This is a genomic window from Sphingobacterium tabacisoli (assembly GCF_017908035.1).
GTDB classification, from domain to species: Bacteria; Bacteroidota; Bacteroidia; order Sphingobacteriales; family Sphingobacteriaceae; genus Sphingobacterium; species Sphingobacterium tabacisoli.
Genome location: NZ_JAEQMU010000002.1, coordinates 253,171 through 269,530, shown reverse-complemented (window position 1 = coordinate 269,530; position 16,360 = coordinate 253,171). Strand labels below are relative to the sequence as shown.

The window sequence follows — 16,360 nt, the reverse complement described above, 5'->3', positions numbered from 1 at the left end:
AAATTATCCAAATATTTTTTTCCATAGCGATTTTTTCTCATCACCATAGCTATACCCATAGTTCCCATATCCATATCGACCATATCCGTAAGCTCCACTTCCTAACTTCACTCCATTTAAAACAACGCCCAACCGGGCTAGCTTGTTCGATTGATACAACTTTTCAAGTTCAGGTAACTGCCTGCGGTCCATTTTCCCTGCACGTATCACGAATAAAGTTAAATCAGATATACGGCTAATAATACTTGCATCCGCGACGATAGCAACAGGTACACCATCCACTATAATATAATCGTAGCGTGATTTCAACTCTCGAATCAGCTCATCCAACCGTTGGCTGAGTAACAGTTCAACAGGATTGGGCGCCAAAACCCCAATAGGCACACAGTCTACACCATCCGATAATTCACTTTTATAGACCACGTCATCAATCTTGACCGAACTATCTGACAGGTAATGGGTAACTCCCTTTTTAAACTTAATCCCCATTCGCCTGGTCAGTGTACCTTTCCTCAAATCCAGATCCACCATTACCACACGCTTTTTCAGATAGGAAACCGTAGCAGACAAATTCATCACGTTAAATGTCTTTCCCGCACCTATGGTAAAGGAACTAAACGTTATCACCTGGGGCGGTGCTCCATCTACCGCCATAAAATTGATATTAGTCCTCAGAATCCGGAAAGCCTCTGTCAAAGGATCGCGTCCTGCTTTAGATACCGCCACGCCCTTATCATCATACTTTTTCTCCATCGGCAGCTCTCCTAAAAATGGCGCCGTCACCACCTTCTGTATATCCTGTCTACTGCGTACACCGGTATCTAGCATCAGCATCAATAACAGAACTACTGCAGGTAGAACAGTCCCCACTGCTAGTCCCATCCCGACTTTACGCACACGACTGGGATACATCGGCGCTTCTGAGCCATAAGCAGGATCCACAATACGTATATTGTCCTCCGTCATCGCTTGGTTCAATGCATTTTCTTCCCGTTTGTTCAACAAAAAAAGATATAAGTCTTCTTTCACTTTTTGCTTTCGTTCGACCTCTAGAATCATGCGCTGCTTACCAGGAATCTGCATTACCTGTCCTTTCACTTGATTTTCTTCCCGCTGTACATTATTAATCTTCACCTGCAGACCAGACAACGTATTGTTAATAGCTCTCAGGATATTCGTATGCATGGCGCCCAGCCCTTGGTCCAACTCCTGTACCACCGGATTGGCCATACTGCTTCCTTCCTCCAGTCGATTACGCCTCAATAAGGCTTTGTTATACTCCACGATCTGTCCTTCCACATTAGCGTCCACCAACCCCGTATTATTGGGGATCAACTCCTTCGACTTACCATCGGCAGTCAGGTAATCACGCATCATCTCCACCAGCCTTTTATCCGTTTCAATCTGTGTACGTTGCGTCTGGAATGCCCTTCCTTCGGCAACATATAGCTGTCCGGCCATCGCTACATCTACCCCTTGATTGTTAACCTTCAGTTTCTCGATATCCGTTTCTACTTCATACAATTCCTCCTCAATGATCTGCAATCGGTTCTTTATAAAATCAGCTGTATTCACAGCCGTTTGATTTAAATCTTCCAATGCTGTACGGTTGTAGACCGTGATCAGCTCTGTCAGAATATCACCAGCACGACGAGCAGACCGATCTTCAAGATGCATCTGCAGCAGGAAAGCATCATCTTCCATTTGCTTAATTTTCAGATTACTCAAGAAGAAGTTGACCATATACTCTCTGGCAAATTTTTCAACCCGTATACTTTTACCAAAAGAACGGGGCAAATAGTGACTTGTAGAGTCCAGTTGTATCTCCCCTAAAGGCGTTCGAAATGCCTGCCCAATAGCCAGACGTACAGGTGCCCGATCCATATTATCCTTCCATCCCCCTACCTCTACACTATCCTTACTGATCGGTGTAATCACCAGACTCCATGTATCTTGTGGCAATCCCTTTAGGATTTTCACCTTTATTGGAGATTTATCATAAAGCTCATAAATACGTAAACCAACTTTATGCGAGTAGCTTATGTCAGCGCCTAAATGCTCTACCGCCTGACGCATCAGTTCTTTTGACCGTAACTGTAACGTCTCACTCGCGACACTAACGCTGTTATATCCAGCACTAGCCCTTGTAAATCGCGCCGTAGCAGGCGTATTTGCAGGTGTCTTTATCAATACCGTCTGCGCCTGTCCGTACATAAAAGGGGTTTTACTATAATCGTATAGGTAATATCCTCCGAATAGCAAAATCGACGCTAAGAACCAGGGCCAGTACGACAGCAAATACTTTAATACATCTAATACATTCAGCGATGGATCCCGTTGCTCCTGTATTACTCCCTCTGTATCTTTATTTTTAACCATATTCTTACTTTGCAAGTGTTAATGCTGCCAGAACAATAGAGACTACCCCCATTGCAGTCGTCCAGAAACGCCAGCTTCTATTTTCGCGGGGCGTATCCTCAGCAGATCTAGGAGTTACATATACAATATCATTCTGTCTCAGGTGATAAGCTGGTGAGTCGAAAAAACTCTTGGACTGTATATCATGAACAATTATTCTTCTTATGCCACCTTCCTCTCTAATGACTTTAATTTGATCAGGTGCGGCGTTGGGTTTCAATCCTCCGGAAAGCGCTATAGCCTCCATCAGTGTCATTTCCGCATTCTCCACATTCAACACGTTTTCCCGGACTACCGCTCCTACGACACTCACTTTAAAGTTTAGTAGTTCTACTTTTACCAGAGGCTCTGCGATCATTCCACCTGTCTTCAATTTTGTGGTTATTTTCTCGTTAATCTGCTCTAAGGTCAACCCTTCCAACGGAATATTTCCTAGCACGGGAAAATCGATAGCCCCTTGACTATTGACCACATAACTCTGTGCATCCCTCGTCTGTTCGGCAACTGCCTCCACATTACCACTGGCATCTATGCGATAGGCCCCAGCTCCCCCATTAAATGGCGCGGCCAACTCTGGACTTTTGGCCTGCACAACAATCCGTAAGCGGTCCCCTTTCTGTATCTTCATCGGCTCTTCTTCCATCACCCGATGGTGTCCATTGACTCCCATATCCTTTACATAGACAACTTTTTTGCCCACCACGCATGCATTCAGCAACAAGGCGCAAAGGGCCATCAATCCGAAAATAACTTTATTCATATTTTTTGTTTTCATAGTAGTATCTGTCTTTATCACTATATTGCCCCCTGCATATTTGTTAAACAGAGGTACTTTATAGCCTTATGTTTTTAATAGGTTGATAGATGTAGTTTTATAAGTATGTTCAATTATTTCATAATGACATAAAAGAGCCGCTTCCGCATTAGGCAAGCAAGCCAATTCACCGATAGGCAAGCTCCTAATTATCTTCTCGGCAGTTCCTATCATAGCATTAAATAAGCCCATATTCCACCGCATTGCCGTACAGCTCGGCATCAGTGCAGTCAGCGCATGTATCCCATCTATCCAACGCATGCGATTCTCCTCAGCCTGCCGCAGACGAACTATAGCCCCTAGTTTAATCCCTTTATTGATATAGCACTTCATCTTACCACTCCAGGGCGTACCATATATATAGATTTCACTGCCTTCCAAACGCACGACAGGGTTATCATCATTCAATAGCGATACCCCTTCAATATGCTGTAACCAAAGACCGCTATGTGTACTTTTTCCGGTACCGCTTTTGCCTAAAAAAGCATAAGCTTCCGCCTTCCTTTCCACTACAGAGGCGTGGATCATAACACTATCCTGCTGTAAGATAGCCTGTCCATACGCCATCATCAAAAACCAATTTAGTACCGTCGTATTGTACAATTCATCCCCTAGCGCATAAATAGTGATCTGGTAAAAGTCCTTGCTTGCAAGCATTTGCCAGGCAGTACCTTTATTGGCTCCTTCAATAGACACCAGGTACCCTTCTTCCAGTTCTTCCAATGAAAACTTATTCTCCCAAGCCGACGAGATATCCGTCAATATCTTACGATCTCCTTTTAGCACTGGTCTATCTCCTTCTAGCAACATGACTTCCATCAGTACTTCACTTTCCTTCAGTGAATCGACAATAAATGCCGAAAAATTGGGCAGACAAGCCAATAGGTCATAATGCTCAGGCATGGCCAATCGTATCCCATGTCCCGCAACAGCGATATCAACAACACTATGTCCTTCTATTATTTTCATTTATACACCGATTTTCAACAGATTACCTATCCTTTTTATAACAGTATAATTTTATCACATTGCTTTGCAATCTCGATATCATGTGTAACCAAGATCACGATCTTATCCTTACCGTATTCCAGTAATCTCTTTATCATAAGCTGGGCAGTATCTTCATCCAAGGCTGAAGTGAGCTCGTCGAAAAGCCATACAGGACAATCCCGTAACATCGCCCTCACGACAGCGATACGCTGTGCCTGTCCCTCAGACAATCCATATCCCTCCTCTCCTATCTCCGTCTCTAGCCCATTTGGCAGATCATATACAAATTCTGCACAACCTAAAACTATAGCCCGTTCTACTTGCGTAGCTGTAGCTTCCGGGTTCATCACTTCCAGATTTTCCCGTACAGTACCCCGAAATAGTTTTCCGCCCTGTGGCACGTAAGCCATATTTATACGATGGTCCGCTGTCAATCCACATCTGCTATTCTTTGTTTCCAGCACCACCTGCCCTGCCGTTGGCTCCAACAGTCCTAATAATAAGCGTACAAATGTCGTCTTCCCTTTACCACTAGGGCCCATAATGGCTATCGATTCCCCTTTATAGACAGCCATACTAAAATCACTTATAATGCACTCCTCCTGATACTGAAAAGAGAGCTTATCCATATATATTGCTTGGAGGTCCGGTAAGACTTCAGGTTTCAATTCAGGTTCTATGGGCACCTCCATGACATCCATCACACGGTCAGTCGCTACCCGCGAGCGTATCGCCAGGGGCACAAAAGCCATCAGCGTCAACACCGGTGCCTGTATACGTCCTACTAACTGCAAAAAAGCCGTCAACGAACCAAATGTAATCAGTCCCAGATGCAGACGATACAATCCCCAGCCAAAGGCCAATAAAAACCCTGCTGATGCCAGTAGCCGGAGCAATCCGTGCGAAAATGTAGAAAAGTTGATTAAGCCCATTTGTAAACCAAGAATTTTCTCCAGACTTTTTTCGATCCTGGCCCAGCGAGTAGGATATATCGACAAAGCTCTTATCAATAGTTTAAACTGCACAGTCTCCTGTACCACCTGCCCAAATTCGCTACGTGCACTTTTTAACTCTTCATTGAGTGCTTTGGTCTTTTTAAAATAGACCTTGGCTACTCCAAACAACAGCGATACACTAAGCATTAGCAAAGCGAGGACAACATCAAACCAAGCCAGGAGCAGTAAAAAAGAGATCAGACTCAACAGCGTTACAAAGGTCGACCATATACTCTGTCCGGCCATCTGCACCACCTCTCTGGCGTCGTCCTGTATACGCACTTGCAAATCCCCTGACGACCATTTATTCAAAAACTGCCAAGTAGCATGCAATTGCTTATCGAGCATTTTCTGCTGGGTACTCAGGAGCATATCCAATTTCATCTGCTCATTGATCCAACCTGCAAATACCCTAAAAACAACCGACCCCAATAGGGAGAACACCATGATCCATAAATTCATGGAGAAAAAAGCAGTATTCCCCAGTACCGTCGAATCCACTACTTTTTTTGTCCACAAGACGAAGACCAAACCCAATCCAATACTCATCACTTCAAGGGTCACATAGAGCCCCAATCGAAAACGTGCTCCTAGGGTAAGAAGCCACATCCATCTCATATGCTCTATTAGTGTCCTTTGCATGTTATTTAATAAAAACGCGTGTATAGGTCTGTACCAAAGGAAAAAAAACAGATTCCATTGGTGCGTAACGTCCATATTTCAATAGATTTTTGCCTACGCGCAGAAAAGAGTTCTTCCGACCTCCTGTTGCTACTTCTTGCCCTTCCGGATAGCGTTCATCAAAAAAACCAAAATTACCTACGCGTAAAATATCTTCCATCACCCAGTCGGCATGAACAGCCCTATCGGCTTGATAGGGTAACCACCGACGCTCCAGCCCTAAATAGCGTACTAACAGATCGTGCAATAAAACCACCCATCGCCCTATCCCCAACCGTCTATATATCTTGTCCAAACCATGGCCTTGAATATCTTTGAAATGCACATAATACAATCGCGCCACATCGCAAAGTTGCCTCAAGCCCAATCCGAAAGAAAGGAGATGCTTCAAGACATGACTTACGACCTGTACACTGTTTAGGACAGGCGATAATACACGACAGGCCACTCCTTCGACTTTGATAAACCGATCATGCTCACGCTCTGCCCTAACAAACTCGTTAAGAAAAGGCTTTACAAAAGGATTATGCAAGTCTATGAGATTCGTGTGATGATCGATTTCTAGCCCTTTGTAGGAATAGCACATGCTACGTCCTGGCATATATTGAACCGGCACCTCTTTTTGAGTCACCCAACTATTCACTTTCTCATAATCCTCTTTAGTAGAAAAATACCAGTCGATATCCCCAGCCGATCGGCGGAGCGGAGCTTCGTAATGCCGTGCTACCCCCTGCCCCTTCAATAGAACCGGACTGATCTCTAGATTATTAAAAAAAAGGATTTGTTCGGCCAGACATTGATTCATCAGTTTATTATGTTGTTCGATTTTGGTAACCCGAACCAACCATTTCATCCATATGTCTGTTGGTGGCAAGTGCAGCTCATCCAAGCGTTCTACCGCATCGAAAACAAGCCCTTCTACCGTCTGGGCCACCGCCATATCATAGATTTGTTTCCACTCAACAGGCGATAGTGGGAGCTGCTCCACTGCTTCGATAGGTTTTGACCATAACCCCGATCGCAGTAAGTTAAAAAACACCGTATAAATGCGCTCCTTATCTATCATTTCAATTTGCCATTAAGCCGTTTTTGCAAAAAGCTGTAAAAATTGCTTCAGCGTCTTTTCCGGCTGTTTCCCGTGACACCTCATAATGAGCGCACAACAAGTCCGTTATGAGTTCTACCGTGACCTCCTTACCTTCGAGCTCTTTCCACAAAAAAGCAGAAGTCGTATTCAGCGTAAACACCGTTGACATATCCACCATTTCCTGACCGGGATCCACCACCACGTAGTGATTCCCTATTTCCCGTAAAATCAAATCTTTTCTCAACTTCATAAAAATTTCTTTTTTATACTATAATTCAAATACCAACAAGCGCCCAATAAGCATCGCCCAAACAGCTGCAATCTGCTTCCTGCAAAGCCTAGCGGCAGACACAGCTCTCCACGAAAGGCTGCACCTACCGTAGCGATAGCACTATCTTTACGGACTTTTTCTACTTGTAGTTTATTTCCATCACCTGCTAGGTAAAAGAAATCTGAACTAATCCATACAATACGATGCAACACATAATTTCCTTCATGTCTTGCCAGTATTATATCTCCTTTTTTTTCATTAGGTAAATGTCCTTTCTCTAGAATGACTAGGTCTCCATCGTTTAAAACAGGGTTCATGCTATTGCCCCTCACTGCTATCTTCACCTTTTTTCCCTGTTCTAATGCCACTTCCACATTTTTCAGAAAATGATCGTTTTTACAAACGATTTTCTTCTTTGTCTGTTCCATAAATCGGCCATTATTTATTAAACATTGTTTTTCGATAAAAGTTTGCAATAAATTTCATTTGTTCTTGCCACCATTTTCTCTCTACGGAACAATTGGTCATAGCGCATCAAACTTCCTTCGGCTAACTGGCTATATAACAAATCATTTGAAAGCAACTTATTGATTCCAGCACTCAGTGCAGTTTCATCCGCTACAGGCACCACAATCCCCGATTTCAGGTGTTGATTTACCCAACTTACACCAGATCCTGGGATCGCTGTCGATATCACAGGCTTACCCAGCGACATTGCCTCTAACTGAACAATGGCAAAAGCCTCATTCTTCCAGACCGAACTCAAACAGAAACAATCACAGGCCTGATAATAAGCCGCTACATCCTCGTCCGATACAAAGCCCAGAAATGTTACTTTATCCTTTACGCCAAGTTCTTCTGCCAGTGCTTTTAGTTCGTCCATCAGAGGACCTGTCCCACCGATCACGACCTGCACATCTCCCGTTAATAAAGCAGCGGCTTTCACCAAATATTCATACCCCTTGTAAGTGACTAGCCTTCCTAATGAGAAAATGATTTTCTTCCCTTTAAATTGCTGTCTAATAGCTTCCGCTTTTTCGGGCTGTAAAACAAATGGCTCTATTCCGATCGGTATATAATCACATTTAGGCTGCACCTCCCTTAGAAAGCTCGAATCTTTGACATATACCGGTGTGGTTCCCACAATCAGGTCTGACCGACGTATTAACCATGACTGCAGGGGCGCATAAAATTTCATTAATTTCTTCTGGTTCAGAATATCACTATGCCAATGCATAATCACCTTTCCTTTATACCCCGAGCAGTATAAAGCCAGGGCTGCCATTGGATCCGGATGATGCACATGTATGATATCATACTCCTTGGCTATTCGTCTTAATGTGCTTATCATCGCCGGCGCCAACATCGTCGCTGCCAGTTTCAAATGTGTCTTTACCACAATCAACCGTGCAAACTCATTTAATTGTATCTCCCCTTCCGGATATCCCTCTGTCGAGGCGCAGAGCATATCACAATAGACTTCTTCGCTCGAAAGTCCCAATGTCAGATCGTACATTACTTTTTCGACACCTCCCCGTATAGGGTAAAACTTACCGACTTGTAATATCTTCATGCTGTTCATTTAAAAGTAAATTAAATAAGGTAGACCATTCCTCCGCTACGGGTACCGCTATCTCCCGCTCCGGCACTGGCGCCAATACAGTCGCTTCCCCCATGATCAACTGCTCCATATGCGCGGCCAAATTATCAGGCCGATCTGGATCAAAGAAAGCAGTGCAGCGACTACCAGCAGCTGTTTCCCGCGCATAAGGCAGATCAGCAAGCAGCATCGGCTTTCCATAGTTTGCAAACTCCGAAATAGGTAATCCCCAACTTTCCGTCTTCGATGGGAACACCAAACAGTCTACTCCCTCATAGTAGCCAAGTAGACTTTCTTTACCTAAAAAACCGATGAAACATAGTGATTCATACCTATTGCCCCATTTTTTAAAGATCCAACGGGTATAACTATTTTCTTTTCCTGTTATGGTGATATATACTTTAAATTTTGGTAGACCTTCCTTACTGTCCAATTGCGCTACCGCCTCACAGAGACACTCAAAGTTCTTATGACTATTGGGCGAAGCCGGGAATAGAAAAGAATAGCATTCTCCATTACCGCCTTTATTGCTAGACGATGTATTACGGATAGGCACAATCTGTTGTGGCCTGGCTACGATAATATCTTGGGCAGAAAAATTAAAATCTTTTGCCATAGCTTCCCTAAACCATTCCTGCTGTACCACGAGATACCGATTTGCCGCGACATTAAATCCATAGATATATTTTGTAAAAAGTGAGAACAGCACAATCTTGGGCGCAAATAGTAGTTCTCTCCATTTCCATTTATAAAACGTAAACGAGTTATGACAATATACCGCCTGCAGGTCCGCCTCTACACGGGGACTGGTATCATGCAGTGAAAACCATAAATAAACCGGTCCTATCGTTTTACTCACCTTCTTCATCGAGACATATTCATACCATAGACGGTTTATCCAGTTTTTCTTAGGCCACTTAGTTTCTATATAGGTGATATTGGGATACTCGGCCAGCTCCCTTTCATACACCAAAGCCACGACCTTATACTCCTCATTCGCCGCCAGCTCGGATAGATAATGGAGACAATTTCTAAGAATCGCCAATGGTCCAGCTTCCACAATATTGACTGCAGATATAACTATTGTCTTCATTTTATCCATTTTTTATTAAATAATTGATTGAACAGAAAAGCTAATAGAAGAGTACATCCTACAGTTGCCAATAGATAGACATAGTCATTCGTAATAAATATAGTATTACCTCTTAGCATCGAAAATAAAGCGCCATGTAATAGATAGGTTTCATACGAAACGTTCCCTAAAAAATGCCAAACTTTTCCGTTCGGAAGCTTCACATAACTAATTAATAGAAATAAGAATATGGTGATAAAAACATAAGAAAACAGATAGAGAAATTCGATTTTAGGAACCACAAAGACTCCTGCAAGCAATACGCAGACAGGAACCAAAAATAGATTAATATACTTTTGTCTGGAGAAAGACAGGAGCTTCTCTTCATAAAGTCCATAAACCAAGCCTGTAGGAAAAGCCAAATTAGACACCCACCAGGCCCTATCAAATCCTAGTTTATACAGCCCTAAACTAACCAGTAATAGCCCTATAAAAACAAAGACTATTTTTCTTTCCACTTTAATTTTAAGCTGGAAAACAAAGAAAAAAACAATATAAGCTAAGATAATAACATACACGAACCAAGAATAAGGCAGTGGCGTTTTGCCTTGTAAAAAAAGTTCACCTATAATATCACTCGGCAATGTTTTCTTATCCAGAAATACGACACCTAGATATACCAAAGTAATAACTAAAAGGGGCTTAACTATTTTCCAAATTCTTTTCACCAAAAAGCCATCCATATAACCACTCCCCACACGGAGATAGGAGCTTATCAAACCATATCCGGATAAGAAAAAGAACAAAGCAACTTTTGTTCCTCCCCAGTTCGTTATGGTCTTAAAAACAGGTATATCTGCATGAAAATTTGTATGCGAAAGAATAATCAACAAACTTAATATTCCCTTTAATACTGTAGATCTATCTCTTGTTAAAGAAAACACTTTTCCTCTACACAAGGTAATAGACAGTGTGTAGAGTATGATTATTAAAGCCAACAATGAATATGAATTCATAAAACAAAAAAGCTTACTAAGTGATTATTTTTCTTTTCATTTTCGTTCTTTCAGAACTTCAGAAAACACATTTCCCCAATGCTCCATTACTACTTTTTCTGAAAATCGCATCGACATTACTTTAGCGGCTTCTCCCATTTCTCGCCGTAAGCTGTCACTATTTAATAGCTCTCGCAGCCTTTCTCCAAACTTAATCTGATCTCCTTGCTCAACCCAATAACCATTTCGACCTTGTTCTATAATATCTCTTGGCCCACATTTACAAGCATAAGACAATAGAGGCAAACCACAAGCCTGCGCCTCTAGCAATGCCATTGGCAAGCCTTCATAGCGCGAAGTCATCAAATAAACAGAGCTTCCCAAGTATACCTCTTCAATGTTTTTAGTTGGCTTGTTTAGCTGTATCGCACTCTTCATATTTAACCTCTCTATTAGCATCTGTAAATCAGATTCCAGTCTCCCCTCTCCGTATATATGCAGGCGCCAGTCTGGAAATATGGGCTGTACCATAGCCCATATTTTAATCAGATCATCAAATCCTTTTTGATAATCCAATCGACCTATTGCCACAGCAACCTTTTTATCTAGATTAGAAACTTCTTTGGGGGAGAAACTATTAGCATTTGGTATCACTTCAATATTTTTCAAACTCCCCCAATAGTGTTTATCTTCTTCGGTAAGCACAATAAATCGATCATATTTCTGAGCCAAATACACATCTTTCTTACTTCTCAGCTGATCGATAATTCCCCATACTCCTTTTCGTCCGTACTGTACTCTTTTATATCTCGAAAAGTGAATTTCTAAAAGCTTCTTACTGCCATCTTTAATTTTATATAAAAAAGATACATCATGATCAAACATACTAATTACGATATCGCCCTTTAGCTCTTTCAATACACTTTCAAGCTTACTTTTATGCAGACGTTGCTTCCTTCGATAAGCAATCACTTTAGAAACTAACCCCAGCCTTTGTATGCTATCATAATTGATATTCAAATCGATCTGTTCTACAGCTTCATTTAAATCAAAATAAGGGTTTCTACTCTTTTGATCTGTGGTGACGATAATTACTTGATGTCCCGCGCCTGCTAAATAATTGGCTTTATTGGTTAACACCCGCTCCATTCCCCCGGCATTATATAGCCCTGCTATATTATAGATAATCTTCATCACACATTCATTTTAAAAAGTGACTTACCTTTACTATTATCCAAGAAATAAAAAAAAGCAAAAATCTGAAAGATGTCTGTTGATACCTTAATCCAAATTAAAAAAGCCAGAATAATAAAGGCGACGAAGAGCAATACATATTCAGAAAAGAAACAAGAAAAAACATAAGCCTGATACAAAAAAAACAGAACCAAGACTGAAAATCCAATCAGTCCATTGTACAGTATTAGTCTACAATAGCCAATATCCGTTCCATACACCCAATTATCATATAAGCCAGTTCCTATCAGCCATTCCTGCGTTGTTTCCGGCCATATCCACATTGTCCTATTCAGTTTATCAGTCGACCCTGTCCGCCACTCTCCTCTTTCAAAGAAGTTAAAGAAACCTTCGAAAGCGAAACGAAAATATTCTTCATAAACTTTATCTGTCTTATATAGAAAGACAGATACCGCACTACAAAAAAGTAAAAGGAGGATAAAGTACTTAAACACCTTCGATCGTTGCTCAGCTCCAGTTAGCATTTTAACAATAAGAAAAACCAGGCCTATGATAACACCTAATATGGTAGTTCTAGATATAATATTGCCAATAACACTGATAATAAAAAAAGCCAATAACATTAAAAATACATATCCTCTTATCTTACCATCATTTTCAGTCGAAAAAATAACTGCAGGTATCATAATCAAAACCATTGAAAACCGCACCCCTGCAGAATCCAATGCGACACCTACACCGTACAATCGGTTTACGTCTGTAAAAAACTCCTGCCCCTGATCAACATAGCGGTCGACAAAAAACTTCAGATCAGGGTATTTATCAATCCCTAGTGCTAAAAGACACTGTACTACACAAACTATTGACAGGTAATTAACGAGCAAATTGAGAGTTGCTTTTCCATGTAAAGCACGGATCAACCAACAAACTGCGTAAGAAGCAAAAAGCCAAGTAAAGAAACTTACAAAATACGTTGCATAGGAATAATCGGCAGTATAGTTTACATCAGTAGCGATGAAACCAACTACACAAAACATACTCACTATTATCATAGCTCCCCATACTTCCTTTGGTAGTGTAAATTCTCCTTGCTTTATCGTATCATATAGAAAAAGTAGAACTCCTAACCCCGCAAAAATAATTTTCGAATTTATAGCCTTTGGGAGAAAAGTAAAGCTAATTGAAAAAAAAGCGGCGCTAACCACAATCCCCATTAAAATATACAATATCACCTTCCTCATACTTCCCCCTATTTATATAAAATACCGTAATACAATTTTACCACTGCCACATAATGTAGCTTTATCACCCAATACATATTATTATAATTTGCTGCCATTTGTAAATACGATAAGCGTCTCGGTATAACCTTTCTACCAAAAAATCTTTTATTTACTTCAGGGAACCATTCACGCCATATCTCCACATCAGCCTTATTACCGGTAACCAGCAATGGCAATTTAACATTCAGCTTCAAACAATCTAACCAGCGTTCTGTCAAGCTTTTATAAGCTGTACCTACCAAATATTTTTTCAACTCCTCTACATTGTTTGTTACTTGTTTTCTATGCCCCTCTGTATATGTTTTTGTTAAGGATTCCTCATTGGACTGTCCATAATGATATAGTCCTTCATCCAAATAAACAACCTTCCCAGCCCGACCAAACAACTTAAACATCACCAACATATCCTCTCCCATATTCATACCTTCCACAAACCTAATTTTGTGCTCAACGTACAAGTCTCTCTTGACCAAAAACAACCATAGATTCCATCTCATCCGACCCGTCATCATTAAAAACAACGCCTCTTCTGTCTTTTCAAAAAAAGGTTGAGACATATACCTCTCTTTCTTCTCAAAAGCGAGCCACCAACTAACACCTACAATATCACTATTAGATGTTGTACCTATTTCCACCATTTTAGCGATAGCTTCACGCTCCAGCCAATCGTCTGCATCAACATAATAGATATACTCACCACTAGCTTCATCAAGTCCCCTATTTCTGGTCGTAGCCACCCCCTGATTTTCGACGTTGCTCAATACCTTAACCTGTATACTTACACCAGCACTCTCCAAGTCTTCTTTAAATTCATTCAATAGATTAAGACTATTATCAGTACTTCCATCATCGATAAGCAACAGTTCTAATCTATCGTAAGTTTGCATCTTTAAAGAAGACAAGCTCACTTTCAGCGTATCTTCCGCATTATAAACAGGCATAATTATCGATACTAAAGGCATGTCCATCACAGTTCAGCTTTGGGTTTTATTAATTCAAACACCTTATTCACCACCTCCATATTGTCATCTGAAAACTTTCTTCCAAATAGAAATTCAGATTGTACTAAAAACTCATAATCATCAATCGTCCAATCAAACACTTGTCTACCTTTCCACTTTACAGCACGCATAATCCCTTTAGCTTCGTCTTCCGAATTGAAAACTTTCAAACGAAACGGCGAGTTCCAACAAACAGTTTGCTTATAAATTTCATCTGCACAAAAGCTATTCTTATACATTTTGAAAACTTCATACTTCATCGGTATTAAATATTCGATAAAACTCGCTGACATACTGCTCCAATTAGCTCCTTTTCTAAAACGTACATCTCCATTCCTTTTTATTCCAAACAGCTCTTGCATTCTTAAAAATATCGAACGGAGAATTCGCTTATAAAGACCATTATTTCTGAAACTACGTGGGTACAAATGATATCGACCTGCTTTCCGTTCTACCTCCATCTCTACATTATATTGAGAAAAACCTATTAATTCCTTCCCTTGATTATTTAAAAAAAACTGATGAATATAATCCTGACTTTTTAAAGGAAAGTCTACTCCGGACAGCAAATGATAATAGGAGTATACTCCGTTATAAAACGCTGTTTCAAATAATGCATACTCTGCTTTAATTTGGCTCACGTCTCCCCAATACACCTTTACCCGTTGATTAAGAATATATAACCCTGCTTTTTCCATTCGTACTGTAGGCAGCTGTTCTAGCTTTCCGTCAAAATGTATATATACATCATTTCGTATATCATCAAGAGCCTCAAGTAGAACCCTCAATACATCAAAACTCCCGTGAGCTATAATTAAATAAGCATGTCTATGTTTCACCTCTTATCAAATTTTAATGATACTCCACCTCCTATTAATAAAGACAATAATCTAGGCGTCAACCTTTTAACCAGGGCATAAAGTAGGAGACAGACAATCATTGTTAAAAATGGTGTTATAAGATATGTTATCAATCTATACCAAGCCTTCTCGTACATGCCAAGACTATAGAAAAAACCTTTTACCCAATTTATTATATACACACTGTGTATCGCGTAAACAAAAAACACGGAGGGGGCCAGCTGTAATAAGCTTTCCTTTATTTTATCTCTTCTGGTCAACAAGAAGCCTAAGTATAGTAATGCTAATACACCGATAAGAATAAAAAACCTTATCGCTAACTCATAATAAACTGTCCCTCCCAACAATGTTCCAATCAGTAGAGCTAACAGCGCTAACGTGACTTTATACGCATTATATTTCGGCAGCAGCGCTGTGAGATCGTATCTATGCATCCCTAGATAGGAGCCAATACCAAAAAATGTAATTGCGGTACCACTTAGACCAGGCACATCTGATTCCAACGTGGTGAGATATAATAAGATCAAAATCAGTACTCCTATTTTCTTTGTTTTACTAAACCAAAAATAAAACAGGGGACTCAGTACGCTCATTACCATGAGGTCTCTCACATACCATAATGGAAAGACGAAAGGACCTCCCCAAAAAACATCATAATAAGTAGCATGACGCAAGGATACTAATAGTACATCTTCTCCTGCTCCAAGTTTTACAAAAAGTATATTCTTAGCTAGAGTGATTATAATAAAAACAATATTCCACAAGAAATATGGGATCAATAATGAAACAATACGACGTAAAGACTGCTTTTTATACTGTTCAAATTTAAAGTCATTGATTTTGAAAAAATATAGATACCCAGAAAACACGAAAAACATCGGAACTGCGATTCGTCCCAAATGATGAGATAGTATCTCTGAAATCCACACATAACATGCCTCCATACTAAAGGTAAATGGTACTGGAACAATTTCCTCCGGGATGGTGTGTACAAATAATACCAAAAGCATTAATGGAAAACGAAGAACATCTATTGATTCAATTTTCATGTATTGTAGATTATAACTTTCGATTGTTTATATCATCTTTTTCGATGCTT

At 40.5% G+C, this 16,360-nt stretch carries 15 protein-coding genes; all 15 read right to left on the bottom strand.

The window, feature by feature from the left end:
* Positions 1-3 precede the first annotated feature (3 nt).
* A complete protein-coding gene (locus tag JKG64_RS12075) occupies positions 4-2,379 on the bottom strand; it encodes a GumC family protein (protein WP_210354578.1) in 2,376 nt (791 codons plus the stop codon).
* 4 nt (positions 2,380-2,383) lie between these two features.
* Positions 2,384-3,193 (bottom strand): polysaccharide biosynthesis/export family protein, encoded by an 810-nt coding sequence (locus JKG64_RS12070; RefSeq protein ID WP_210354577.1) that lies wholly within the window; start codon positions 3,191-3,193, stop codon positions 2,384-2,386.
* Between the two features lie 66 nt (positions 3,194-3,259).
* Complete coding sequence (locus JKG64_RS12065) at positions 3,260-4,201, bottom strand: hypothetical protein (protein ID WP_210354576.1); 942 nt, start codon at positions 4,199-4,201, stop codon at positions 3,260-3,262.
* Positions 4,202-4,236: 35 nt separating this feature from the next.
* The gene (locus JKG64_RS12060) at positions 4,237-5,859 is read right to left on the bottom strand and encodes an ABC transporter ATP-binding protein (protein WP_210354575.1); all 1,623 of its coding nucleotides are present in this window, start codon (positions 5,857-5,859) and stop codon (positions 4,237-4,239) included.
* Between the two features lies 1 nt (position 5,860).
* The gene (locus JKG64_RS12055; RefSeq protein ID WP_210354574.1) at positions 5,861-6,964 is read right to left on the bottom strand and encodes a nucleotidyltransferase domain-containing protein; all 1,104 of its coding nucleotides are present in this window, start codon (positions 6,962-6,964) and stop codon (positions 5,861-5,863) included.
* Between the two features lies 1 nt (position 6,965).
* A complete protein-coding gene (locus JKG64_RS12050) occupies positions 6,966-7,235 on the bottom strand; it encodes a PqqD family protein (RefSeq protein ID WP_210354573.1) in 270 nt (89 codons plus the stop codon).
* Positions 7,232-7,684, bottom strand: a complete 453-nt coding sequence (locus JKG64_RS12045) for a S24/S26 family peptidase (RefSeq protein ID WP_210354572.1) — start codon at positions 7,682-7,684, stop codon at positions 7,232-7,234. The genes JKG64_RS12050 and JKG64_RS12045 overlap by 4 nt, the downstream gene beginning before the upstream one ends.
* Positions 7,685-7,701: 17 nt before the next feature.
* The gene (locus JKG64_RS12040) at positions 7,702-8,829 is read right to left on the bottom strand and encodes a glycosyltransferase (RefSeq protein WP_246512581.1); all 1,128 of its coding nucleotides are present in this window, start codon (positions 8,827-8,829) and stop codon (positions 7,702-7,704) included.
* Complete coding sequence (locus JKG64_RS12035) at positions 8,807-9,949, bottom strand: glycosyltransferase (protein ID WP_210354570.1); 1,143 nt, start codon at positions 9,947-9,949, stop codon at positions 8,807-8,809. The genes JKG64_RS12040 and JKG64_RS12035 overlap by 23 nt, the downstream gene beginning before the upstream one ends.
* Entirely contained in the window at positions 9,946-10,944 is a 999-nt protein-coding gene (locus tag JKG64_RS12030) for an acyltransferase family protein (RefSeq protein WP_210354569.1), read from the bottom strand. Before JKG64_RS12030 ends, JKG64_RS12035 begins: the two co-directional genes overlap by 4 nt.
* A 36-nt stretch (positions 10,945-10,980) precedes the next feature.
* Positions 10,981-12,117: a glycosyltransferase family 4 protein gene (locus JKG64_RS12025; protein ID WP_210354568.1), complete on the bottom strand. Its 1,137-nt coding sequence runs from the start codon at positions 12,115-12,117 to the stop codon at positions 10,981-10,983.
* On the bottom strand, positions 12,117-13,358 hold the full coding sequence (locus tag JKG64_RS12020; RefSeq protein WP_210354567.1) for a hypothetical protein: 1,242 nt from the start codon (positions 13,356-13,358) through the stop codon (positions 12,117-12,119). Before JKG64_RS12020 ends, JKG64_RS12025 begins: the two co-directional genes overlap by 1 nt.
* 8 nt (positions 13,359-13,366) lie before the next feature.
* Positions 13,367-14,368, bottom strand: coding sequence for a glycosyltransferase family 2 protein (locus JKG64_RS12015; RefSeq protein WP_210354566.1), 1,002 nt, complete (start codon positions 14,366-14,368; stop codon positions 13,367-13,369).
* Complete coding sequence (locus JKG64_RS12010; protein ID WP_210354565.1) at positions 14,368-15,240, bottom strand: beta-1,6-N-acetylglucosaminyltransferase; 873 nt, start codon at positions 15,238-15,240, stop codon at positions 14,368-14,370. Before JKG64_RS12010 ends, JKG64_RS12015 begins: the two co-directional genes overlap by 1 nt.
* Positions 15,237-16,310: an acyltransferase family protein gene (locus JKG64_RS12005; RefSeq protein ID WP_210354564.1), complete on the bottom strand. Its 1,074-nt coding sequence runs from the start codon at positions 16,308-16,310 to the stop codon at positions 15,237-15,239. The genes JKG64_RS12010 and JKG64_RS12005 overlap by 4 nt, the downstream gene beginning before the upstream one ends.
* Positions 16,311-16,360 lie beyond the last annotated feature (50 nt).